Below are 24,498 nucleotides of genomic sequence, written 5' to 3'. Positions count from 1 at the left end.
CATGTTCTTTTGTAAAAGAAAAAAAGAAATAAAATACCTTACTATACAATATCACGTAAACATATTGAGATAAACTATTTTACATTGCACAACAAAAACGGTTATAATTTTTTTAGCTATGTACTATAGTATCACGTATTCTGAAAATAACAAATATTTTTTAAAATTTATCTGGAGGTTTATCATGAAGCGGTATAAAGGTTTTTTAATTGATTTAGATGGAACAGTATATAGAGGCACAGAAAAAATTGATGCAGCTATTACATTTGTTAAAGAATTAAATAAACGAAACTTGCCATACTTATTTGTAACTAATAACTCTACGAAGCATCCAAAAGAGGTAGCAGAAAAGTTACAAGAGATGGATGTTCCGGCAACAGAGAAACAAGTATTCACAACAAGTATGGCTACGGCAGCATATATAGCTGAACAAAAATCTAGAGCGCGCGTATATACTGTTGGTGAGAAAGGTTTACATCAAGCTTTAATGGAAGAAGAGTTAGAATTAGCTGATGAAAATGTAGATTTTGTTGTAATGGGATTGGATCGTGAAATTACATATGAAAAATTAGCGATTGGAGCATTAGAAATTCGTAAAGGAGCAACCTTTGTAGCCACAAACGGTGATGTAGCATTACCAACTGAACGAGGATTTTTGCCAGGGGCAGGGTCATTAATTTCTGTCTTATCTGTGACAACTGGAGTGAAACCGAAATTTATTGGTAAACCAGAATCTATTATTGTGGAACAAGCATTGGAAGTGTTAGGTACAAGTAAAGAAGAGACGATTATGATTGGTGATAATTATCATACCGACATTCTAGCAGGTATTCATGCAGGGGTTGATTCATTATTAGTCCACTCTGGTGTAACTAGTAAAGAAGATTTAACGACAGTGGATGTACAGCCAACATATACCATTGATAGCTTAGCCGAGTGGACCATTGAATAAGTATTAAAATAACTATGAGCAGAAGTAATATTGTATGGTAGTAATAGGTCTAACAAACTTCGGCATTTATTAGCTGTTATCGCTGTGTGTGTTTTTGAAGTTCATATAGGTCATCTAATTTTTCTGTCACATAAGCGTGCGCATCTTCAATTGCTTGGTTGTAAATGATTGGTGCAATGTCTTTAAGGATGAAATCAAGTGTGAACGAAGCGGATAATTCGCCAATTTCTTGGTCGTGTGTGCTTTCAAAATGGTACTGTATTTTACTTATTACATCTTGTTTTGTTTCTTTTGTAAATGTGATTGCTTCTGACATCGTATTGCTCCTTATCTGTTTTTGTTTAGTATATCAGAGAGAAAGGTGGATTAGAATGGCGAATATAAAATTTGAAATTGTAAAAACTATTGGTGTCCTTTCTGAGTCAAGTACAGGCTGGCGTAAAGAATTAAACCTCATTTCATGGAATGAACGCGAACCCAAATATGATTTAAGAGATTGGTCTCCCGATCATGAAAAAATGGGAAAAGGCATTACTTTATCCGAACAAGAAGTTACACAATTAAAAGCTATTTTAGCAAAAGAAGACTAGCTTTTATAAATTAGAGGCTTGTAATATTCCGTTAAGGGGTATAGATTATAAATGGTTACACTATTTTTTATGTTAGAGGAGAGAGAGTTTGATGTTCAAAAAAATGTTTGGCAAAAAGGAAGAAGTAACAGTTACTAATAAAGAAGTTGTACTTGCCCCAGTGACAGGCGAACTTGTTTCATTAGAAGAAGTTCCGGATCCTACATTTTCTGAAAAAATGATGGGAGATGGCATTGCAATTAAGCCTACGGAAGGAACTTTTGTTGCACCTGTTTCAGGTGAAATTGTTAACTTGTTTCCAACAAAGCATGCGATAGGAATTTTATCAGAAGCTGGTGTGGAATATTTGTTGCACATTGGTTTAGAAACAGTTTCTTTAGAGGGGCAAGGTTTTGAAGCACATGTGAAGCAAGGTGATAAAGTTAAAGCAGGAGATAAATTGGTAACAGTTGACTTGGATTTTGTAGCGGAAAAGGCTGCTACGATTACGCCACTTGTTATAACAAATGAAACACAATCTATTGATAAAGTAGATTCAAAATCTGTTATAAAGGGTGAAACTACAGTATTAACTGTCCAAGTGAAATAATTAGCATGTGTAAAATTTATGCAAAAAACCGAACGATTGCAATCGTTCGGTTTTTTTTATTTTATTTAGTTGCTTTTTGTAATTTTTGAATCATTTTTAATGATTTACCTGTTCCAATTGCAACGGATTCTAACGGGTTTGGTGCTAAATGAACAGGAACATGAATTTTATTAGCTAACCATTCCTGCATACCTTTAATAAGTGCCCCTCCACCTGCGATAGTTATTCCGTGATCGACAATGTCTCCACTTAATTCAGGTGGACAACTTTCTAATGTTGCATGAATCGTTTCTAAAATAGATAGTAGGGATTCGCGGATCGCATCTTGTATTTGCGTGGACGTAACAGTAATCACTCGAGGCAATCCAGTAACTAGATCGCGACCTCTTACTTCCATTGTTTCTTCTGGATGATCAATTAATGCATAACCAATCTCCATTTTAATTTTCTCAGCCGTACTTTCACCAATCAAGATATTGAAATGACGGCGAATGTACTGAATGATTTCTTCATCCAATTTATCTCCGCCGATCCTAGCTGATTTACAAGACACAACACCTCCGAATGATATAATTGCAACTTCACTAGTCCCTCCACCTATATCAACAATAACACTAGAAATCGGTTCATCTACTGGAAGGTCAGAACCGATTGCGGCTGCAATTGGTTCTTCAATTAAATGGACTTCTTTAGCGCCATAACTTTTTACTGCGTTATGAATTGCTCTTCGTTCTACCGATGTACTTCCTGAAGGTGTACAAACGACAACGGTAGGTTTTCGCATAGAGACACCGGCTTTTTTGCTTACTTTCTTTAAAATTTCTTTAAGCATTTGTGCGGTAATATCATAATCTGCAATAACGCCATCTTTTAGAGGGCGAATCGGAACAATGTGCCTAGGAGTTTTTCCAACCATTTCTTTCGCTTCTTTTCCTACAGCGACTACTTGATTATTTTGAGAGTTAATTGCAACAACAGAAGGTTCATTTAAAATAATTCCTTTTGCTTTTGTGTATACAAGGATATTTGCCGTTCCTAAATCTATGCCAATCTCAGCATTTGAAAACATGATGCTTCCTCCAATGGTGTTCATATTTCATTTATAAATATTCTAGCAACCCCTTTGTTTTTTGGGGGTTATCCAACAGTTTTTATCCTGTTTTAACTTTACTTTAATGTTTTTTAGTTTTGGCAAAAAAGAGATAGCTATACAGTTTACCTCTTCAAATTTTTTAATTTTATTTACATGTTTGCAACGATAAATAATTTAACTCTTTCTACCTTTCAAACGACGAACAGCAATGTATTTTATCTTCTCTACATATCATCCTTTACTTCCTATAAGCATATCGCTCGTCCTTTCACTTAAATCTTATAGGTATTGTAACACCCCTATTTTTATACGAAAAGTTTCACGCATTTCATCTTTGCAAAAGTTATTCTATAATAGAGGGTGAAAAGCTATTTTCAAATTTATTGAGAGGGGAATATGACTTTTAACGAGTCTACAAAGGGAAAAGTTCTATTAGTTGCACAAGAACAGATCTTTTTGAATGTACAGTAGTTATTAAAGAAATCGAATCAAAGAGGTGTAATTTTTGAAAACAATAGGTATTTATCTATATGCAGGTTTATTAGTTTTAAAAAGTTTTCCTAATTTAATCAAAGTGAGACGTATTCCTGATCATATTCCATTTAGTGAAAAAGGAAAACGTATTTTCAAAACGCCAAAGGAAGTCTCACAAAAGGTTTTTAAACGGACAAAGTCAACCATTGATGTGAGGGGAACAAACAAACTACCAGAAGGTCCAGTCTTATTTGTGTCCAATCATCAAGGGCTATTCGATATTATTGTTCTACTTGGATATGTCGATAAACCGATGGGGTTTATCTCCAAACAAGAAATAAAAAAAATACCAATTATTTCGTCATGGATGAAAGAATTAAAATGTGTCTTTATTGATCGATCGAACCGAAGAGCTGCGATAAAAGTGATCGATGATGGCATTGAAAGTTTAAAAGCAGGCCAATCGATGGTAATTTTCCCAGAAGGAACAAGGACTCGAGGGAAAGCAGTTCAATCATTTAAATCGGGGAGTCTTCGCTTAGCAACACGAGCGAATGTTCCAATCGTTCCAATTGCCATCGATGGAACATATAAAATTTTTGAAGAAAATGATATGAAAGTGAAGGGGGGGCATGTATCTCTAACTATATGTGATCCGATGATGCCAGATCAATACAAAGAGATGAAAAATCATACGATAGCTGAACAATTACAACAAACTATTGAATCGGTCATTGCTAATCCAATAAATAAAGTATCTTAATGTCATTTTTGTTTAATCAGCAAAATTAATTTTTTTAAAAAAAGGTGTTTTATGCGTATAATAGGAGTAATTCAATAGAATAGGTGGTATAGCTATGATAAATGTATTATTTATTTGTTTAGGAAATATTTGTAGATCTCCAATGGCGGAAGCAATCTTTCGACAATTAACAGAAGAAGAGGGCATTGCTGATCAATTCCATGTTGATTCAGCTGGAATTGGCGATTGGCATGTTGGTTTGCCCCCTCATGAAGGTACTAGAAAAGTCCTAGATCAAAAAAATATTTCATATCAAGGTATGAAAGCAAGACAAGTGGTGAAACAAGATTGGGAGACATTTGATTATATTATTGCGATGGATGAGCAAAATATTCATGATCTTGAAACGATTCGTAAAGAAGTGGAAGGTGTAACGGTTGCTAAGTTAATGGATTATGTTGAAAAAGCCGAAGAAGAAAATGTTCCTGATCCATACTTTACGAAAAATTTTGATTACACGTATCATTTGGTAAGCAAAGGATGTAGTGCGTTATTGTCAGAAATAAAGCAAAAACGAGGTGTGTGAGTTTGAAAAAGAGTTTATTAACCAAAGGTATTGTAGTAGGAGCGATTGTCGGCGGTGCACTTACGTTTTTTGATCGAGATACGCGTATGTCAGTTAAGTCCAAGCTAAGGAAGGTTAATCGAAAAACAACTTTTTTAATGACGCATCCGTCTGATGTTGTCGCTGAAATTAGAAATCAGTATGAATCAATGTCTACACTAATGCTTAAAGGTTTTGATACGGCTTTGGATTTTATTAATGAGTTTCAAAGTATTGTCAATCAAATCGACGAAAAAAAGAAACGGTAGTTGGATAACGTGATCAGATAGCTGTAAGTTGATAAATAAAATCACAGTTAGATAATGCTGGAGAAGGGGAATAAAGAAAATGAAAAAAGTTATCTCTTTTTTAACACAACTGCTTAAGCGGATTGGTGAAGATGATGTAACTGGACTATCAGCCCAGTTAGCTTACTTTTTATTGTTGTCTTTATTTCCTTTTTTAATTTTTTTAGTTACTTTAGTTGGATACATTCCTTTTGATAACGTAGATATTATTAGCTTCTTCTCTGCATATGCTCCGGCAGAAATATTAGATCTTATTGAGAATAATATGGATAATATCACCAATCGACGGAATGGAGGTTTACTATCGATAGGAATTATTGGAACGCTTTGGTCTGCTTCCAATGGAATTAATGCAATTATACGAGCATTTAATAAAGCCTACGATGTAGAAGAAAACCGTTCATTTATTGTTTCTAGATTAATAGCAATTGTATTAACTATTGCTATGCTATTAGTCATCATTATGGCTTTTCTTCTCCCGATATTTGGACGTCAAATTGGTATTTTTATATTTTCATTCTTTGGTTTGTCTGAGGGTTTTCTCGAAATATGGGATACAATGCGTTGGGTCATATCCTCTTTTGTTCTATTTGTTGTTCTTTTAGCTCTATACATGCTTGCGCCTAACAAACGAGTAAGCTTAAAAAATGTAGCTGTAGGAGCAATTTTTGCAACAATTGGTTGGCAACTTGTTTCACTTGCCTTTTCTTATTATGTTACTACCCTTGGAAACTACTCAGCTACGTACGGTAGCCTTGGAAGTGTCATTGTATTAATGATTTGGTTCTTTCTTTCAGGTATGATTATTATAGTTGGTGGGGAAATTAATGCCCTACTAAACGAAAAACGTCCTAGAATAAAACAAACTAAATGAAACGCCACTTTAAAAATATAAGTGGCGTTTCATTTAGTTTGTTTTAAAATATATTATCTTTATATTTATTTCAGTAAGCGTAGTCCGTTTAAAATTACTAAAATAGTACTGCCTTCATGTCCAATGACACCAAGTGGTAGGTCAATGGCTTGTGTAAAGTTTGCGAAAATAAGTACAAGGATTACACTAATCGAAAAATAGATGTTTTGTTTTACGATCCGATTCATTCGCTTGGAAAGGTTTCTGGCATGCACAATCTTGCTCAATTGGTTTTGCATTAAAATAATGTCAGCAGCTTCTATTGAGACATCAGTTCCTGCACCCATTGCAATGCCTACATCTGCTGTAGCAAGTGCTGGAGCATCATTAATTCCGTCCCCGATCATAGCAATCGATTGATGGGATTTCTTTAATTTATTAATATGTTCCTGCTTATCTTGGGGCATGCATAAAGCAATAAACGAATCAATGTTTGTTTCTTTTGCAATTGCTTGAGCGGTGCTATTGTTATCACCTGTTAACATAACCGTATAGATACCTGCTTCTTTAAAAGCTTGAATTGCCTGCTTTGTATCCTGTCTTACTTCATCTTTTAATGCGATTAATCCAATGATTGTTTTGTTTTTACCAATATAAACGATTGACTTTGCTTGTTTTGCTAACACTTCCCCTTGTTGAATAAATGATAAGGACTGGTCATCTCTAGTAAATAGTTTTTCATTTCCGATTAGCCAAGTATCTTCCTGATATCTAGCATAAACGCCTTTACCTGACTCTTCTTGCATGTGATCCAGGGGCAAATCTGTTTTAATTTTGTTTTCGTTACAATAAGTAACAATCGCTTGAGCCAATGGATGATTTGATTCTTTCTCAATTGTTGCAATGATGGAAAGAACTTCTTCTGTGTTTATAGATGGATCAAATAACGTATCCGTTACAGTAGGCTTTCCGTTTGTCAGTGTACCCGTTTTATCAAATGCTATAGCATTGACTGAGCTTAATTGTTCAATATGCACGCCACCTTTAAATAAAATTCCGTTTCTTGCTCCATTTGAGATAGCAGATAAACTAGCTGGCATAATAGACGCTACAAGAGCGCAAGGTGAAGCCACAACGAGTAAAACCATCGCTCGGTAAAAGGTGTCTATCCAACTCCATCCAAGTAAATAATGTGGTAAAAATAGCATGATACCAACACTGATTAATACCACTTTGACATAAGTGCCTTCGAAACGTTCAATAAATAACTGTGATGGTGATTTTTGTTGTTGTGCTGTTTGAACTAATTTAATAATTTGCTGAACAAAAGAGTCTTTTACTTGCTTTGTAATTGTAATGTATAGACTTCCGCTTAAGTTTACTGTACCTGCATAAACCTCATCATTCTTACTTTTTGTAACTGGAAAAGCTTCTCCGGTCAGTGCACTTTCATCTAGTGTGGAGGTGCCTTTCTCAATTTTACCGTCCGCTGGAACACGCTCGCCGGGTTTTATTAATATCATATCATGCTTACGTAACGCATCTACAGGAACAAGTTTCTCAGTGTCGTTTGTGATCATCATTGCTTGTTTTGGTTGTAAATTAATGAGAGATGATAGTTCTTTTTCACTTTTTTGCATGGTGTATGTTTCTAGTGCACCTGACAAAGAGAAAATAAAGATAAGGATTGCACCTTCTTCCCAATAACCAATAGAAGCTGATCCGATAGCAGCTAAAATCATTAACAGCTCGACATTTAATGTTCGATTTTCCATGGTATCTTCTATGCCTTCTTTTGCCTTAGCATAGCCACCGATAATAAAAGCTGCTAACATGAAACTAACCCATAGTTGATAAGGAATGATGTCTTTTATTAACCATGCTACTAAAATAATTAAACCACTTCCGATTGCAGCTATTAATTCGTGATGTTTTTTTAGAAAGGATAGTGATGTGATATTAGTAATAATCATTCTAAAAAACCCCCTCAAAATATTCACCTTCTTTTCTTAATTGATAATAATTAAATGAACAAAATATCAAATCGCTGATATGATAATGTTTTTCAATTATAATTTTAAAAGTAATTTAAAATAATTATAAAATACTTCTAATATCAGCATATTCTATTAAGAAAAAAGTGCAAGTCAAAATCACCATGATTTTGAAAGAAAATTTGACAATTTAATAGATGTTGACAATGATAATTACAATCAGTCTAGACAAATGTGTCATAATAAACTTAAGATAAAACAGAATGAGAAATTAGAAAAATAGAGGGGGATATGGATGGATACATTGTTAAGTATTTTTGACGTGAAGTTAGCAATCGAAAATTTACCTTTTGTTTTAAGTGGCTTACCGATGACGATTGCTGTTGCATTTCTTTCAATGGGAGTGGGGGCATTGCTTGGACTTTTCTTAGCATTAGGGAGAGGTTCTAGTTATCGTTTATTACGTTGGCCAACGAGAATATATATTTCATTTATGAGGGGTACGCCAATTCTTGTATTTTTGTATGTTTTATATTTAGGGTTGCCAGAGGTAGGGATAGAACTTACGGCATTTCAAGCTGCTGTGATAGGTTTTGGTTTGAATAGTGCAGCGTATATTGCAGAAATTAATCGAGCATCTTTAAATAGCATTGATACAGGTCAATGGGAGGCGGCTACAACGTTAGGGATTCCATATTGGCGAACGTTGGGAGGGATTATTTTGCCCCAAGCTGCAAGAATAGCTATTCCCCCATTGACAAATGTTTTCTTAGATTTAACTAAAGCCACCTCACTAGCTGCAGTCATAACAGTACCAGAGATGTTTCAAAAAGCACAGATTGTTAGTGGGAGATCGTTTGATTCGTTAACGATGTACATCACTGTAGCATTGATTTATTGGCCATTATGCATTGTTATATCTGCTTTTCAGGAAAGACTTGAAAAAAGATTTAGTCGTTATGTTAATGAATGATAAGTGTTAAGAGAAGCAAAAAATTAGTGGTAACTAAAGAGGAAGAAGATACGATGTCTAAACGGACATTGTATCTCCTGTTTCTTTTTTTGAACCAATTGCAATAACAACAAGGACTAATAAAATGACAATAATATAGAAAAAAGAAGTGTTAGGGAACCAGTCAATAAATAAACCACCTAAATATGGGCCTGTAATACTGCCAATACTAAAGGCAATACCACACATGATATTTCCCGCTGGAAGCAATGATTTAGGGAGTAAATCTGCCATATAGGAAATACCTAATGAATACAGCGATCCTACCAACATACCGGAAAGAGCAAAGGTAATAAATAACCCAATGACAGAATGTTCTACTTGTGCACCGATAGCAAATATGACAATACCTAAACTAATAATGATTAGTAACATTTTTTTTCGTCCGATTTTATCACTTAATATCCCAAGCGGAATTTGAGTGATCAAACTAGCAAGTGAGAATAAAGGAATGACGAGTGACAATAATCCCACATCATGTCCAATCCGTAGTCCATACACAGGAAATATACCATGTAACGTGGACTCTAATAATCCATAAGCGAATGGAGATAGCAATGCTACCCATGCTATTTTTCCAGTTTTAATAAATCGACCAATGGATGAAGATACTTCTATCATTTCAACGCCCTCATTCGTATTAATATGTTCATTACGAATAAATAGCATCAGTACCCAGATAATAAGACAAAAAACGGCTGACACGATAAATGGTAAACTTTCATGAATAGCAAGTAGTCTCGTCATTACAGGGCCGATAGAGAATCCGAGGCTAAAAAACAAGCCATAAAAAGCAATAATTCGTCCTCTTTGTTCTGGTGCTGCTGTAGAAGTAATCCATGTTTGGGTAGCAAAGTGGAGCATATGATCACCAATACCAATTAAAAGTCTAAGAACGAACCAAAACCAGAGTGCTTGCCAAATAGGAAAGACAAATAATGAACTAAATACAAGGAACCCACCTATAAGTATTATAGGCTTGTACCCCAGTTTTTGTAATGGTTTTTCCATAAATGGAGAAGCGATAAGCACACCAATATAAAGTCCTGTGGCGTGTAGACCATTCATGGAAGAAGAAACGCCATTTTGTTCTAAAATAATTGCTAATAAAGGTAGCAACATCCCTTGCGAAAATCCCGATACGGTTACAAAACTTATCAATATCCAAAAACGCATGTTATTCAAAAAAATATGTATCACTCCAATTCACTCTAACCTAACAACATATTATACTCTAATTATTTAAATAAAAAAGATCAATAACTATTTTTGAATGTGTTATAGTAAATAGTAACGGGAAGCATATATATAGATTAATCGAAGGAGTTGATAGTAATGGAATTTTTGTTTAAAGAAGCTGGCGTTCGTGTAGATCTTCCTTATGGAATATTAGATATTTCCGGAAATGAAGATTATGGTTATCGCCCATATCAATTAATGGTAGCATCTATTGCAGGCTGTAGTGCTTCTGTGTTTATGAAAATTTTAGAGAAGCAGCGCGTGAATATTGACGATTTCGTTGTTCGAACAGATGTAACGAGAAATCCAGACGAAGCAAATCGAATTGAAAAAATTAAGTTGCATTATGTGATTAAAGGAAAAAATTTAAGTGATGAGAAACTTTATAAAAATCTTGCTTTGGCAAGAAAGAACTGTTCAATGATTCAATCTGTAGAAAACAGTATTGAAATAGAAGAAAGTCTTGAAACAATTCAATTAAGTTTATAAAATAAAAGAGCCTTATTCCATGGAATAAGTGCTCTTTTATTTGTGACAATATGAAAGTTTTGATAGCTAGTACGTGAAAAAAGTGGAGGTTGATTGATTGAAAAACATTGGAGCGAGAATATTATTTTTTATTATAGGATTGGTTGTTCTATCCTTCGGGGTTTCTATGACCATTAAAGCAGATCTTGGGGCTGGTGCATGGGACGCATTGAATGTTGGGCTTGCAGAAATAACAGGGTTCACTGTAGGGAATTGGGTTATTATCATCGGGTTAATTCTAATGATCGTTAATGCGATAATTGTAAAAACAAAGCCAGATTATTTTGCACTTATAACAGTACTTCTTATAGGATTTATGATTGATTTTTGGCTTTTAATCGTAATGGACGGATGGAATATAGATGGCTTATTAGTTCAGATACTTTCTTTAACTATTGGGATATTAATATTAGGTTTGGGTGTTTCAATGTATTTGCAACCCCAATTCCCGCTTAATCCTGTTGATGGATTAATGGTATCGCTTCAACAACGATTTCATTTAAGTACGAGAGTAGCAAAAACATTAGGAGAAGTGTTGGCATTTGTGTTAGCTTTTATCGTTGGTGGACCGATTGGAATAGGTACATTTATTATCTTATTTGGGATAGGCCCTTCTATTCAATTGTTTGAGCCAACAGCAAAAAAAATCGCAACACGTCTAGATCACTCCTTTGACACTTAAAATGTAGTTTTGTATATTTTTCTATTACTAACGAATACTACAATAGCGCAAGATTTTGTAGGAAGGGATAGAAAAATATGAAACATCGTAAAATAAAACTATTTATAGTAAGTTTTATCGTATTATCCATCTTTCCTGTGTCAGTAATGGCTAAAGAGAAAGGTTTGGAAATTCCAAATCATGTGTTATCAATTGCCAACGAAAATACGTATTCAAATTCTACAGAAGATGAAGTTATATTTGAACCAAATTCGTTTGTTGAAAAATTAATGGAAGATGCAGATGTCGACATTGAAAATCCGAAGTTAATTCAACTATTAAATGAATCTTCAATAAAAACTACTCCATTTGCTATTGGGTATCGAGGAAGCATTTATATGGGGCATTGGCCATTGAACTATCAATCGGATAAAACAGAAATGAATTGGGAATATCAAAAAATTAATACGAATGAATTAATAAATACAGGAAATGATGTAAAGAAAACATTAAGCTATAATCAGTTAGAAGAAGCACACATTAAAGGTGCATTAACAACAAAAATAGATAAGCCAGACCAAATAAAAAAGTTAATACTTTTAAAAGTGAAACAAAACATGAACTTACCATTGTCGTTTCATACGATTATAGGAAAAGATACGAAAAAAGCGAATGCGTATACGGTTCCGATGAATAAAAACGGTCAACTGGATGCATATGCTCCAGCTATAAACGAAAAAGGTGCAATTACTTATGGAGATATCTATATTGAATTAAAGGGATCAAAGAAAAAAATAGTCGTAAAAAATGTTACCAAACAAAGTGTTGGTGCTTGGATTCCTATACAAGACCACTTATCTTTTTCATTTCAAACAAAGTAAGGAGTAGTCATTTATGTCGACTACTCCTTCTTCCATGTACTTGTGCGCATATCAATATGTTGTTCAGCCATTTGAATACCATAATCAAACATCGTTTCAGCCATTATTCGACGTGTTTCTTTTGCTGCTGTAAAGTAAACTAAGTCTTCACAAAGCCCGGTTATTGTATATTTGTATCCACGATAATTATCATTTAATGAGCCCATTCCATAAAGGGTAAACGGCTCGATTGGACTACCACTCAAGTCTTTTTTTAGATAGGAACCTAACTCCTCATTTAATCGTTCGCATGTCTGTTCTAGAATAGAAACCAATTTTTTAGGATCCTCATAAAAGCTTACTGTAACACTTTCGATTACACGCATTTTATTCATATTGTAATTTTCAATGGTTTGTATCTGCCCACTACTAATGGTTACTAATGTACCAGACCATTGCCTTACTTTGATTACCCGAAAACCAATTTCCTCAACTAAACCTTCAAACGTTTGATTCACTTTAACCCAATCCCCTTGCTGTAATTGCTTTTCATATAATAGAAAAATACCAGCAAAGAGATCTTTCACTAAACTTTGGGCGCCGAAACCAATGACAATTCCGAGTACCCCAGCACCTGCTAACATGCTGCCTATTTCGATTTCAAAGACAGAAAGAATATAGAGAATAAACCCAATGGTTGCAACATATTTAATTACAGAATTTAACATAGATTCAATCGTTTTTTCTTTTTTATCATCTACAAATCGTGTTCGTTTAAAGAAAGAACGAATAATGCGACGTGAAATAATGACCATGACTAAAATAATTAGTCCGCCAAGAGCAATCTGGGCAATGTTTGTTTCTAACACGCTTTTAATGAATGCTAGAATATCTTTTGTATTCATTATCTTCCCTCCATATCACACGGATCTGGTTCATTATAGCATAAATGATTATCTAATTCTTGAGGCAGCATTTTAATTTGTTCGATAAAAAGGTATAATGTAACAAACAAGCAAGCAAGCTAGATAAAAAGGAGCATAAGATGGTACAAGAAGCTAAAATGAGTCAATTGAAAGCACAGTTACAAACATTTTTAGTTCAATTAGATCAGCTTGATCCTAATCACGCATCTGTTGAAGATGTAGATCAATTACTTGAATTAATTGAGAAAATGGAACAAGCATTACAAACAAAATAAATGGTGAAAGACGATCCCTAAAAATAGAGGGATTGTTTTTTTTCTTCAAATATTTTATTATAGTAAAGTATTAGATTGTTAAAGCATTGGAGGATTTAAGATGAGTTGGGTAGTTATCATATCTGTATTAGTTATGATCTTATTAAGCTTAGCTAGAGTCCATGTCATTATTGCTATAATAATTGCTAGTCTTATTGCTGGATGGATGTCTGGATTAAGTGTAATAGAAAGTGTGGAGTTACTTGTTGAAGGTATGGGAGGTCAGTCAAAAACTGCCTTAAGTTATATTTTACTTGGTGCATTTGCTGTAGCGATAAGTTATACAGGCATTACAAATGTACTTGTGAATTATTTAATCCGTGTGTTATCTGGAAAACGCACGATGGTTATATTGGTAATTGCAATTATCGCATCATTATCACAAAATGTTATTCCAGTTCACATTGCATTCATTCCCATTTTAATACCGCCATTGTTAAAGTTGTTTGATCATATGCAAATTGACAGACGTGCAATTGCGACTGCTTTAACTTTTGGATTAAAAGCACCGTATATTATGATACCTGCTGGATATGGATTATTATTTCATGAAACCATTTTTGAAGGGATGAAGTCGAATGGTGCAACAATCTCAATGGGGCAAATTAATGCTTCATTGTTAATTCCTGGATTAGGAATGGTTATTGGATTACTGATTGCAGTATTTATTACGTATCGGAAACCAGTACAAAAATCTACACGTGTCGATTTAGAGCAAGAAAAAAGAATAGTCTCCTTTCATCGTAATCATTGGTTAACAGTAATTGCTATTATTGGAGCATTAACCATGCAACTTATAACAGATAGTTTAATTATCGGTGCGCTAACCGGACTTATCTTACTATTTGTATTTTTAGTTGTACCCTTTAAACAAGGTGACAAGGTGATTACAGAAGGGATTACGATGATGGGAACGATTGCTTTCGTTATGTTAACTGCTTCCGGATTTGGCCATGTCTTAAAAGAAACAGGAGCAGTAACTGCTTTAATCCAAGCATCTTCAGGTTTCTTAGATAGCAATAAAGCATTCATTGCATTTGTTCTTTTATCTGTTGGTCTTGTTATTACAATTGGGATAGGTTCATCATTTGGAACCATTCCAATTATTGCAGCGCTATACGTGCCAATTAGTATGGCGGCAGGCTTTTCGCCATTAGCAACAGCTGCATTGATTGGCACTTCTGGTGCATTAGGAGATGCTGGTTCACCTGCTAGTGATAGTACGTTGGGACCAACTTCAGGGTTGAATGCGGATGGGAAGCATCATCACATTTGGGATACTTGTGTACCAACCTTTTTACATTTTAATATACCACTATTTATTCTAGGCTGGCTTGCTGCATTAATGCTTTAAGACGATGTTCAAAAGTTCAAAAAATGATATTTGGTCATCTCTCATGTAGTAGAGGAACATTACGTGATGACCTTAAGAAACGTCATGGTCCTGATTTGCTAGCTTTACATTGCTGTTTTTTTGAGGACTGACTTTTACTTTAAGGAATAAATGATTCGTTTCTTGGCACACTAAAAGAAAAAACGGGTGATAGTTGTGTTTAAAAAATGGATCATGATTATAAGTTCAGTATGTATTTTCGTAGGAACTGGTTCAGCTTTTGTGAAGGCAGAAAGCTACGGGTGGGGATATAAAAAGGGGACAGATCACAGCCCGCCAGAAGTCGGTAAATTTGGTGAAATTTTAGAAAAAAATGGCGGTTATTACATGGATCAATCAGGTGACAAAGTTGTTTATTTAACATTTGATAATGGCTATGAAGCAGGATATACAAAGCATATATTAGATGTTTTACATGATAAAAAGGTTCCAGCTACATTTTTTGTTACGGGTCACTATGTTAGAAGTGAACCGGATTTAATTAAGCGTATGGTGAAGGATGGACACATTATTGGAAATCATTCGAATCATCATGCTGATTTCACATCCATTTCAAAGGATAAAATGAAAGAAGAGCTAGAATTATTAGATCGTGCTGTTGCTTCCATTACTGAATTAAAAAGATTACAATATGTTCGCCCTCCTAAAGGGACATTTAACGCTAAAACGATTCAATGGGCAAATGAGCTTGGTTATACACATATGTTCTGGTCATTAGCTTTTGTTGATTGGCACTCAGATAAACAAAAAGGTTGGAAAGCTTCTTATCAACAAATCATGGATCAAATTCATCCTGGTGCAGTTATCTTATTGCATACAGTTTCAGCTGATAATGCTGAAGCACTGGAATATTTTATCGATGATTTAAGAAAACAAGGGTATACGTTTCAATCATTGGATGATTTAGTAATGAAAGATAAATTGCCGAAATCGATTTTAGGTATGTAATAATGAAAAAAATCCGAACGAATTTAAATTCGTCCGGATTTTTTGTTGTTTAGTGGATGATAAGTTATGCCGGATATGGTTAAATTTCAACGTGATCGACATTTCGTGCAAGTGCTCATTGATTCGTCCGAATTTTTTTACCGCAGTATGATTAATAAACATTAACTATTTGATATTTATCCAATTCATATAGCGCTAACTGTGCAATCGTGCTTTATGTTTTTTAAACATATTTTTGTGTTTGGATTAATAAATCTTGATAAACAGCAGCTTCAGAATCATTCCCCATTTGCTTGGAAAGCTTTATGATCGTTTTAATTACTTTTGTATTATTTGGGTCTAATTCTACCTCCCATTTAAAACATTCAATTGCTTTATCTAACTGATCTAGAGAAACGTATAATTCACCAAGTTTATATTGACGATCCGGATCATCTTGAAGATTTTCTATGTTTTTTAATGTTTTTTCAATTAGAAAATGTTCCTCTTCCTCTTTAACACTTTTTATCCACGCTTGGATTTCTGAAAGGTGAAAAATTGGCATAAAAGCTTTCACGAAAGGGGTAATGATTTGTTCTAATTGTTTCTTTGGTAAATGTTTATGAAGCTGCAATAATTTTTTTCTAGATAAATGGAAATAATCTACTAATTGCTGTGGGTCTGTGTGATTTAGGTGATAAATAACTTGACTGGATTCATCTGTTGTTGGTACATATTCATGTTCAATAAGAAAAGAAATAGTCTCTTTATGGTAAGAAGAATGTAACAATCTTGAAATAAGTTCTTTTTCAAAGTCGGGATGAGGATTATGTTGGTTTAGGTCTAATAATATTTTTATTTGAGCTTCCACTTCCCAATCAGATAGTGATGTTAGTAGCTCATGCCAAACGAATGGTTGAAACTGTTGACGTAATAGAAAAATACGCACGATGGAAGCATCCAATAATCGGTTGTTTTTAGTATAAAAATCAATTAATTTTCTTTGTATATCATGCTGAGTTAATTGCTCAAAACAAAGTGATTCAAAGTTTACAGCATCATGTTGCTCTAATGTATCTAGTGCTTGATAAAGTGTTCGATAGTTTTGGAATTCCATTTTCCCAATCATATCTAATGCAAATGTATCGGTCGAATCTACCTGTTTTAAAATATATAATATTTGAAAAGCTTTGCGAAGTTTTCCATTTCTTCTATAGGAATAAAAAGTTTTTTTAAGTAACTTTTGTATCGAGTTTGGAGAAGTGAACGTATCAAAAAAAGATAGGATTAAAGCAGTTTCTGTAGGAGAGTACTTTTGTTGCAGTTTTGTGTAGAGTTGGTTGAATTTTATACAAGAAAACATCTCTTTATTTAATAAAGTATTTATAAAAGGATGGTCGGATGGAAATGGGATGCCATTAGTTAAGGCGCGGTGCATGTGTGAACCAATCTTAATTTTTGTCGTCTTTACACCATTGATGTATTGATTATGATAAAAAACAAGGTAGTAATAGCGATTGTTTTTATCCACTGCTTCGATGACTTTACTTTGCTTATATACATACATGTGTAATGTTTCGATTGTTATTTGCTTTTTATTTATCATAATAGTAAGTTGCATGAAAAAACCCTCCTTTTAGTTACTTTTCATTTTAACATATTGCATTGCAAATAAGGAATAAATCGTTTGTTTTATTTCATGATCAATTTTATGTTAATGATCACTATATTTTGATTTATATTGAAAACAAGGATTAAAATCTGATATAATGACATACAATTAGTACCTACTACTAAATTGTGTGATTTATTTTTTCATGCAAATAAAAGAAGGGTGAATAATGAAAAAACAAGATTTAATAGCACCAGAAAAGTACAACATTGCAATGGAAATGGAGAAATATGCACAAGATCCAAATCGTACTGCGATTATTTGGCAGGATGATAACGGAAAAGAAAAACGTGTAACCTATCAACAATTACTATATAACGCAAATAAAATTGGAAATATTTTTTTACAACGAGGATTGCAAAAAGGGGACAAAATTCTAGTAATGATGCCTCGTTTGATTGAGACATATGAAGTGTATCTTGCAGCGTTAAAAACAGGTATTGTAATTATACCGAGTTCTGAAATGCTTCGAACGAAAGATTTACAATATCGAATTACACATGGTGAGGTTAAAGCGATTGTTAGTTATTATCCATTTGTTGATCAATTTAGTGAAATTGAACAAATCAATATATTGGAGAAATTCACAGTAGGAGAAGCAGTGAAGGATTGGATTGCAATAGACGAATGGAAAGAAGAGGCTTCAGACGAACTAGTCATGGCAAATACAACTCGTGATGATCTTGCTTTTTTGCCATACACATCTGGTACAACAGGAAATCCGAAAGGTGTTATGCATACACATGCATGGGGATACGCTCATTTAAAGACGGCTCCAGTTAATTGGTTAGCTATGGATAAGGGTGATGTTGTTTGGGCAACAGCAGCTCCAGGATGGCAAAAATGGGTTTGGAGTCCGCTCTTATCTATACTAGGATCGGGAGCGACCGGTTTTGTTTATCATGGGAAATTTGATCCTAAAAAATATTTACAACTGTTGCAAGATCAACAAATCAATGTATTATGCTGTACACCAACTGAATATCGCTTGATGGCAAAGGTGGACAATTTATCTGAATATGAACTACCATTCTTGCATAGTGCAGTATCTGCTGGTGAACCGTTAAACAGGGAAGTAATAGCTATTTTTCAGCGTTACTTCAATGTTACAGTTCGTGATGGTTATGGACAGACAGAAAGTACATTATTGTTAGGTTTTATGAAAGGAATGAAAGTGAAGCCTGGTTCAATGGGAAAACCTACACCTGGAAATGAAGTTGTATTAATTGATGAGAATGCTAATCCAGTGCCTGTTGGTACAGTCGGAGATATCGCTATTCCATTAGATACACCAGCCCTTTTCAAAGGCTATTATAAAGATGAAGAACGCTCAAAAAAAGCAAGACGTGGTGTTTACTTTGTGACAGGTGATCAAGCCGTCCTTGATGAAGAAGGGTATTTCTGGTTTGAAGGTAGAAGTGATGATATTATCGTAAGCTCTGGCTATACCATTGGCCCATTTGAAGTCGAGGACGCATTGATTAAACATGCTTCTGTAAAAGAATGCGCAGTAGTTGCTAGTCCAGATGAGATTAGAGGAAATGTAGTCAAAGCATATATCGTCTTGCAAGACAATATAAACCAAAATGACCCTTCATTAGTAAAAAAATTACAAGATCATGTAAAGCAAATGACAGCACCATATAAATATCCGAGAAAAATTGAATTCATTAATGAATTGCCAAAAACCAGCTCTGGCAAAATTCGTCGAGTAGAATTACGTCAATTTGAAAAACAGCCAGTGTAAGTATTTTGTTTAAAATAGTTAAAAAAGCTTAATATTTTTAATAGAAAAAAGCAGAGATTATAATACTGTCTCTGCTTTTTGTTGATCAATTTTTCGTTTGCGCTTTAGAAAATGATCGAATATTTTTGTGAATTTTTAGAAACTTCTCTTTACTAGTGCGCCAAGCGTTTTGTGCTAGTTGAATCGTTTCTGCTTTTTTAAATTTGTATAAAGCTAAACCAATTAATCCAAGTTGACTGATTAGTACGAGCCAAAATCCTAGTTGAAGTCCAATATAAAAGTGTGCTTCTTTTTCTTGGAATGTGTATAAAAGCCAGCCGAATACAGAAAGTGAATAAATAGATAGCTGCATCACACTAGCAACAATAATATTGGCATAGAGACGAATCAATGCATGTTCTGTTGCATAATTAATATAGTAATAGCTAACTAGAAAAGCACCTGCAAAGCTAACGGTATACAAACTATACGCTAAAATCATAATAATCTCCTCCTTGTTACTAGTATGGTAGATTCATAGCTTAATTATTCCCTAAATTTTAAAAATTAATACAATATATGCAACTTTATAATGAAATAGTAATAAACGTCATATGAACCGATAAAATTAGAATAATGAAAGCTTTAATTTTAAAAAGAAAAAGTAAAAATATATGCAAAACACTTGAAAGTCAAAAAAGGTCAGATTATAATAGAGTCAAAGGTCAAAGATAGTCAAACCAAATCTTGATTAAATTAAATTAAGTTGAGGAGGAGTTTTTTATGAAATGTCAACATTGTGGCATTCGTCCAGCTAATATTAATATAGCCCTTCGATTTAATAATCAAACACAACAAATGCATGTTTGTGAAACTTGCTTTAAAGAAATACAACAAAATGCAAAAAATCCTTCAAGTATCTTTGGTGGTCAAGGCCAAGGACAACAAGGTTTTCAAGACTTTTTTGCTGGCTCTACCTCAAATGGAGCAAAACAAAACGGTGCAGATCAGTCCGGATTATTAGATGAGCTTGGGAGTAACCTATCACATGCAGCCAAAGCAGGAATTATTGACCCAGTTATTGGTCGCGATAAAGAAGTAAAACGTGTGATGGAGACATTAAATAGAAGGAACAAAAATAACCCAGTATTAATAGGAGAACCTGGTGTAGGTAAGACTGCAATTGCAGAAGGACTTGCACTGAAGATTGCAGAAGGTAATGTGCCTTCAAAATTATTAGATAAAGAAATTTATTTACTAGATGTAGCGTCACTTGTTGCTAATACTGGTGTTCGAGGCCAATTTGAAGAGCGGATGAAGCAATTAATTTCCGAGTTGCAATCACGTAAGAATGTCATATTATTTGTAGATGAAATCCATTTGTTAGTTGGTGCTGGTACTGCCGAGAGCTCACAAATGGATGCTGGGAATATTTTAAAACCCGCGTTGGCACGTGGTGAATTACAATTAATTGGTGCAACGACATTAAAAGAATATCGCCAAATTGAAAAAGATGCAGCATTAGAACGTCGTTTCCAACCAATTATGGTGAAAGAACCAAGTATAAAAGAGGCTGTTCAAATCTTACAGGGATTACAAGAGCGTTATGAAGCGTATCACCATGTAACTTATACGAACGAAGCAATTGAAGGAGCAGTGACGTTATCAAAACGTTACTTGCAAGATCGGTTTTTACCTGATAAAGCGATTGATTTAATTGATGAAGCCGGCGCTCGTCTAAATCTTGCTCATGCTGAATCAGATAAGGAAACAATACAGAAACAATTAGATAACATTGCTAAAGAAAAACAAGAAGCAGCAGAAAAAGAAGATTATGAGCGTGCTGCTAACTTAAGACACCAAGAGTTGATGTTAGAGAAAAAATTGAATGAATCAATCGAACAAACAAAAGTATCTGTAACAGTAGAAGACATTCAACTAATTATTGAAGAAAAAACAGGCATTCCAGTACGAAAAATTCAATCCGATGAACAATCAAAAATGCAACATCTTGCTGCAAACCTAGGTGAAAAAGTAATTGGACAGGATATCGCAGTCGAAAAAGTAGCAAAGGCCGTTCGTAGAAGTCGTGCTGGATTAAAATCGAAGTATCGACCAATTGGCTCATTCCTATTTATAGGCCCAACTGGTGTTGGGAAAACAGAATTAACAAAAGCTCTAGCAGAAGAGCTATTTGGAATGAGAGATGCACTCATTCGTCTAGACATGAGTGAATACATGGAAAAGCATGCTGTGTCAAAAATAATCGGCTCACCTCCAGGATATGTTGGGCATGAAGAAGCTGGTCAGTTAACAGAAAGAGTCCGTCGTAATCCGTATAGTTTGATTTTGTTAGATGAAATTGAAAAAGCTCATCCAGATGTACAGCATATGTTTCTTCAAATTATGGAGGACGGTCATTTAACAGATAGTCATGGTAGAAAAGTGAGCTTTAAAGACACGGTAATTATTATGACAAGTAATGCTGGTAGTGGAGTGAAGAACATTACAGTTGGTTTTAATAATGATCAGAATGAAGCTGTATCTACGTTAGAATCATTAAGTGATTACTTTAAACCAGAGTTCTTGAATCGTTTTGATGCGATCATTCCATTTAATGAATTACAGCAACAAAATCTTATTAAAATAGTAGATATTATGCTAGACGAATTAGAAGATAATGTACAAGAACAAGGATATACAATCACTGTTTCAGATGAAGCAAAACAATACCTTGCAAAAAAAGGTTATGATCCAAGATTTGGTGCACGTCCATTACGTAGAGTGATCCAGGATACGGTGGAAGACGGTATTACAGATCTATTATTAGAAGATGAACAAGTGATTAATATTCAAGTAGAGCTAGTTGATAACAACATTCAAGTAAAAAAAGCGTAAAATAACTATTTGAACAGGGTGCCACTATTATTGTGGCATCTTTTTTTGTTTAAAATCAATTTTAATTTATTCATAAAAAATAAAAACTTACTTATCCTATGAATGTCGAATTGTTTTCTCGTGATAGGAGGGAAACATGATTTATGAAAATAGTACAGTTTGTTATTCTGTTTTTCATTGCTCTGTTTTTTCACTTCAATCCAGGGACCGTTTATGCTGAGGACGATATAATGAAAGTCCACTTTATTAATGTTGGTCAAGGTGACAGTATTTTAATACAAACACCAGAGCAGAAAAATATTTTAATTGATGGTGGGCCGCCGTCAGCAAGTAGAAAGGTACTGAACTATTTAAAAAAACAGAACGTACAGGAATTAGATTTATTAATTGCAACTCATCCAGATATTGATCATATAGGCGGTTTACGATCAATTATTAATCAAATACCTATTAAAGAAATATGGGATAGTGGAAAGTTTTATTATACAAGGACGTATCATCGTTACTTCCGAAATATTAAGGAGAAGAATATACCGTTACATATTGTTAAATTAAACACAGTAAAAGCATTAGCAGATAATACCTCACTCATCGTGTTAAATGCAAATTCGATTGTAAAAACAAACAATCAGTCTTCCCTAGCATTACAATTGACGATGAACAAAATCGATTTTCTCTTAATGAGTGATGTAGAAAAGAAACAAGAATTGAAAATTATGCAACGCACAGATGTAAATGCAGAAATTATTAAAGTGGCACACCATGGTTCAGATACATCGAGTTCATTTGCCTTTTTGCAAGCTGTTGATCCTGAAATTGCTATTCTGTCCTATGGAAAGGGTAATACCTATGGACATCCAGTAGAAGCTACTGTCGATAATTTGCTTGCAGTTGGTGCCACAATATATTCAACTGCTAAAGCAGGAGATATCGTCATAACAACCGATGGAGAAGAGTACACGATTACTAATTCGGGAGTTAACAGTCTAATTATCAAACCAATTAAATGATTTTTGCTATAATAAAATAAATGAATAGACAGAGACAAATAAGGGAGGTTATGTTTTTTGCAATCGAATCAAAAAGTAGTAATAGATGAGGTAAACTGTGAGACAGAGTATGGCAGGTTGGAGAAAGTAATTGTTTGTTCCCCCGCCTATATGAAAATAGGAAAGATCATAAATGAAACACAAAAACATTATAAGTCTGAAAATATTGATGTGCAGATTGCTATGGAACAGCATGAGCAATTTGTTCAAACGTTAAAAGACCAACAAATAGAAGTGTTGGAACTAAAACCCAACCCCGATCTATATGAACAAGTATTTACCCGTGATATTGGATTTTGTATTGGAAAAACATTATATACGTCAAATATGCAACGTCAAATTAGAGCTCCTGAAGTTAGTGAATTAAAGCGACATTTAGCACAACAACTGATCCCGTTTCAATCGATCGAAACTTCTTCCATAGAAGGAGGAGATGTGATTGTTGATGGACAAACCATTTGGATTGGAGTAAGTGAGCGAACAACAATTGATGCAATCCAAATGCTACAAACACAATTACCACACCATCAAATTATTCCCTTACCAATCCCAAAACAAATATTACACTTAGATTGTGCATTTAACGTTATCGCACATCATACTGTACTTATTTACCCTGATGCATTTCAAGAAGATGATTTAAAAAAAATTGAAAATAACTATGAGGTCATCATTAAGGTATCCGAAGAGGAGCAATTCACGTTAGGTACAAATGTATTGCCAATTGGTAATTATACCGTTATTAGCTTGCCAGAAAACAAAAAAGTTAATCAGGATCTTACTAGGCATGGTTTTTCCGTGATTGAGGTACCGTTCAGTGAAATTATTAAATCGGGCGGGTCTTTTCGATGCTGTTCCTTACCTATTAGAAGAGTAGATTAGCTTCGGATTAAACGGCTTTAGATAAAAGAATAAATTCCCTTGAACAGGGACCTGGACACATCATTATTTTAGTTGACTACTAGCATTCCCCAACGCGATTTACCATAGAACCCAAAAAAATCGCACTTTCCAACTATGCGTTGGAAAAGTGCAATTTTTTTATTATTTATCGAGGTTTTCTCCTAGCTGGGTAAAATTTAAAATGATTTATT

At 34.1% G+C, this 24,498-nt stretch carries 25 protein-coding genes; 18 read left to right on the top strand and 7 right to left on the bottom strand.

Features of this window, described 5'->3' with window-relative positions; all coding sequences use genetic code 11:
- Positions 1-184: 184 nt before the first annotated feature.
- The gene (locus ACH6CY_RS08300) at positions 185-952 is read left to right on the top strand and encodes a TIGR01457 family HAD-type hydrolase (RefSeq protein WP_374066867.1); all 768 of its coding nucleotides are present in this window, start codon (positions 185-187) and stop codon (positions 950-952) included.
- Between the two features lie 76 nt (positions 953-1,028).
- Here the strand turns inward: ACH6CY_RS08300 and ACH6CY_RS08295 are convergent, their stop codons facing one another.
- A complete protein-coding gene (locus ACH6CY_RS08295) occupies positions 1,029-1,268 on the bottom strand; it encodes a DUF2164 domain-containing protein (protein ID WP_374066866.1) in 240 nt (79 codons plus the stop codon).
- 55 nt (positions 1,269-1,323) lie between these two features.
- Here ACH6CY_RS08295 and ACH6CY_RS08290 point away from each other — a divergent pair, with 55 nt between their 5' ends.
- Together ACH6CY_RS08290 and ACH6CY_RS08285 are read left to right on the top strand one after the other, a co-directional pair.
- A complete protein-coding gene (locus tag ACH6CY_RS08290) occupies positions 1,324-1,542 on the top strand; it encodes a YdbC family protein (protein WP_374066865.1) in 219 nt (72 codons plus the stop codon).
- A 91-nt stretch (positions 1,543-1,633) separates the two neighbouring features.
- Positions 1,634-2,131 (top strand): PTS sugar transporter subunit IIA, encoded by a 498-nt coding sequence (locus tag ACH6CY_RS08285; RefSeq protein WP_374066864.1) that lies wholly within the window; start codon positions 1,634-1,636, stop codon positions 2,129-2,131.
- A gap of 61 nt (positions 2,132-2,192) precedes the next feature.
- On the opposite strand, the gene mreBH is transcribed toward ACH6CY_RS08285, so the two are convergent.
- Complete coding sequence (gene mreBH / locus ACH6CY_RS08280; RefSeq protein ID WP_374066863.1) at positions 2,193-3,200, bottom strand: rod-share determining protein MreBH; 1,008 nt, start codon at positions 3,198-3,200, stop codon at positions 2,193-2,195.
- A 529-nt stretch (positions 3,201-3,729) separates the two neighbouring features.
- Between mreBH and ACH6CY_RS08275 the strand changes: the two genes are divergently transcribed.
- The 4 genes from ACH6CY_RS08275 to ACH6CY_RS08260 all read left to right on the top strand — a co-directional run bounded on the left by ACH6CY_RS08275 (position 3,730) and on the right by ACH6CY_RS08260 (position 6,226).
- Positions 3,730-4,461 carry a lysophospholipid acyltransferase family protein gene (locus ACH6CY_RS08275; RefSeq protein ID WP_374066862.1) on the top strand — a complete coding sequence of 244 codons (732 nt, stop codon included), beginning with the start codon at positions 3,730-3,732 and terminating at the stop codon, positions 4,459-4,461.
- Positions 4,462-4,555: 94 nt separating this feature from the next.
- Complete coding sequence (locus ACH6CY_RS08270) at positions 4,556-5,026, top strand: low molecular weight protein-tyrosine-phosphatase (RefSeq protein ID WP_374066861.1); 471 nt, start codon at positions 4,556-4,558, stop codon at positions 5,024-5,026.
- Positions 5,027-5,028: 2 nt separating this feature from the next.
- Entirely contained in the window at positions 5,029-5,313 is a 285-nt protein-coding gene (locus ACH6CY_RS08265) for a hypothetical protein (protein ID WP_374066860.1), read from the top strand.
- Positions 5,314-5,392: 79 nt separating this feature from the next.
- Positions 5,393-6,226 carry a YihY/virulence factor BrkB family protein gene (locus ACH6CY_RS08260; protein WP_374066859.1) on the top strand — a complete coding sequence of 278 codons (834 nt, stop codon included), beginning with the start codon at positions 5,393-5,395 and terminating at the stop codon, positions 6,224-6,226.
- Between the two features lie 65 nt (positions 6,227-6,291).
- On the opposite strand, the gene ACH6CY_RS08255 is transcribed toward ACH6CY_RS08260, so the two are convergent.
- Positions 6,292-8,178: a heavy metal translocating P-type ATPase gene (locus ACH6CY_RS08255; protein WP_374066858.1), complete on the bottom strand. Its 1,887-nt coding sequence runs from the start codon at positions 8,176-8,178 to the stop codon at positions 6,292-6,294.
- Positions 8,179-8,494: 316 nt separating this feature from the next.
- Here ACH6CY_RS08255 and ACH6CY_RS08250 point away from each other — a divergent pair, with 316 nt between their 5' ends.
- On the top strand, positions 8,495-9,172 hold the full coding sequence (locus ACH6CY_RS08250) for an amino acid ABC transporter permease (RefSeq protein WP_374066857.1): 678 nt from the start codon (positions 8,495-8,497) through the stop codon (positions 9,170-9,172).
- Positions 9,173-9,229: 57 nt separating this feature from the next.
- On the opposite strand, the gene ACH6CY_RS08245 is transcribed toward ACH6CY_RS08250, so the two are convergent.
- Complete coding sequence (locus ACH6CY_RS08245; protein WP_374066856.1) at positions 9,230-10,387, bottom strand: MFS transporter; 1,158 nt, start codon at positions 10,385-10,387, stop codon at positions 9,230-9,232.
- Positions 10,388-10,546: 159 nt separating this feature from the next.
- Here ACH6CY_RS08245 and ACH6CY_RS08240 point away from each other — a divergent pair, with 159 nt between their 5' ends.
- The 3 genes from ACH6CY_RS08240 (at position 10,547) to ACH6CY_RS08230 (ending at position 12,520) form a co-directional block, all read left to right on the top strand.
- The gene (locus ACH6CY_RS08240) at positions 10,547-10,939 is read left to right on the top strand and encodes an OsmC family protein (RefSeq protein ID WP_374066855.1); all 393 of its coding nucleotides are present in this window, start codon (positions 10,547-10,549) and stop codon (positions 10,937-10,939) included.
- Between the two features lie 97 nt (positions 10,940-11,036).
- On the top strand, positions 11,037-11,660 hold the full coding sequence (locus ACH6CY_RS08235) for a YczE/YyaS/YitT family protein (protein ID WP_374066854.1): 624 nt from the start codon (positions 11,037-11,039) through the stop codon (positions 11,658-11,660).
- A gap of 77 nt (positions 11,661-11,737) precedes the next feature.
- The gene (locus ACH6CY_RS08230) at positions 11,738-12,520 is read left to right on the top strand and encodes a YfkD family protein (RefSeq protein ID WP_374066853.1); all 783 of its coding nucleotides are present in this window, start codon (positions 11,738-11,740) and stop codon (positions 12,518-12,520) included.
- A gap of 20 nt (positions 12,521-12,540) precedes the next feature.
- On the opposite strand, the gene ACH6CY_RS08225 is transcribed toward ACH6CY_RS08230, so the two are convergent.
- Positions 12,541-13,404, bottom strand: coding sequence for a mechanosensitive ion channel family protein (locus ACH6CY_RS08225; RefSeq protein ID WP_374066852.1), 864 nt, complete (start codon positions 13,402-13,404; stop codon positions 12,541-12,543).
- Positions 13,405-13,544: 140 nt separating this feature from the next.
- Between ACH6CY_RS08225 and ACH6CY_RS08220 the strand changes: the two genes are divergently transcribed.
- The 3 genes from ACH6CY_RS08220 to pdaA all read left to right on the top strand — a co-directional run bounded on the left by ACH6CY_RS08220 (position 13,545) and on the right by pdaA (position 16,080).
- A complete protein-coding gene (locus ACH6CY_RS08220) occupies positions 13,545-13,700 on the top strand; it encodes an SE1561 family protein (RefSeq protein WP_374066851.1) in 156 nt (51 codons plus the stop codon).
- 100 nt (positions 13,701-13,800) lie between these two features.
- Positions 13,801-15,093 carry a Na+/H+ antiporter family protein gene (locus tag ACH6CY_RS08215; protein WP_374066850.1) on the top strand — a complete coding sequence of 431 codons (1,293 nt, stop codon included), beginning with the start codon at positions 13,801-13,803 and terminating at the stop codon, positions 15,091-15,093.
- 213 nt (positions 15,094-15,306) lie between these two features.
- Positions 15,307-16,080 carry a delta-lactam-biosynthetic de-N-acetylase gene (gene pdaA / locus ACH6CY_RS08210; protein ID WP_374066849.1) on the top strand — a complete coding sequence of 258 codons (774 nt, stop codon included), beginning with the start codon at positions 15,307-15,309 and terminating at the stop codon, positions 16,078-16,080.
- Between the two features lie 223 nt (positions 16,081-16,303).
- Here pdaA and ACH6CY_RS08205 read toward each other — a convergent pair whose 3' ends face one another.
- Positions 16,304-17,680, bottom strand: a complete 1,377-nt coding sequence (locus ACH6CY_RS08205) for a hypothetical protein (protein ID WP_374066848.1) — start codon at positions 17,678-17,680, stop codon at positions 16,304-16,306.
- A gap of 220 nt (positions 17,681-17,900) precedes the next feature.
- Between ACH6CY_RS08205 and mbcS the strand changes: the two genes are divergently transcribed.
- The gene (mbcS, locus tag ACH6CY_RS08200) at positions 17,901-19,478 is read left to right on the top strand and encodes an acyl-CoA synthetase MbcS (protein WP_374066847.1); all 1,578 of its coding nucleotides are present in this window, start codon (positions 17,901-17,903) and stop codon (positions 19,476-19,478) included.
- Positions 19,479-19,563: 85 nt separating this feature from the next.
- Here the strand turns inward: mbcS and ACH6CY_RS08195 are convergent, their stop codons facing one another.
- The gene (locus ACH6CY_RS08195; protein WP_374066846.1) at positions 19,564-19,959 is read right to left on the bottom strand and encodes a hypothetical protein; all 396 of its coding nucleotides are present in this window, start codon (positions 19,957-19,959) and stop codon (positions 19,564-19,566) included.
- A gap of 281 nt (positions 19,960-20,240) precedes the next feature.
- Here ACH6CY_RS08195 and ACH6CY_RS08190 point away from each other — a divergent pair, with 281 nt between their 5' ends.
- The 3 genes from ACH6CY_RS08190 (at position 20,241) to ACH6CY_RS08180 (ending at position 24,286) form a co-directional block, all read left to right on the top strand.
- Positions 20,241-22,355: an ATP-dependent Clp protease ATP-binding subunit gene (locus tag ACH6CY_RS08190; RefSeq protein ID WP_374066845.1), complete on the top strand. Its 2,115-nt coding sequence runs from the start codon at positions 20,241-20,243 to the stop codon at positions 22,353-22,355.
- 143 nt (positions 22,356-22,498) lie between these two features.
- The gene (locus tag ACH6CY_RS08185; protein WP_374066844.1) at positions 22,499-23,365 is read left to right on the top strand and encodes a ComEC/Rec2 family competence protein; all 867 of its coding nucleotides are present in this window, start codon (positions 22,499-22,501) and stop codon (positions 23,363-23,365) included.
- Between the two features lie 57 nt (positions 23,366-23,422).
- On the top strand, positions 23,423-24,286 hold the full coding sequence (locus ACH6CY_RS08180) for a dimethylarginine dimethylaminohydrolase family protein (RefSeq protein ID WP_374066843.1): 864 nt from the start codon (positions 23,423-23,425) through the stop codon (positions 24,284-24,286).
- Positions 24,287-24,498: the final 212 nt, after the last annotated feature.

It is taken from the genome of Paraliobacillus sp. JSM ZJ581 (assembly GCF_044383835.1).
In the GTDB taxonomy this organism is placed as follows: Bacteria; Bacillota; Bacilli; order Bacillales; family Amphibacillaceae; genus Paraliobacillus.
Note: the sequence above shows the minus strand (reverse complement) of the source record. Positions and strands in the feature narration are given on the sequence as shown.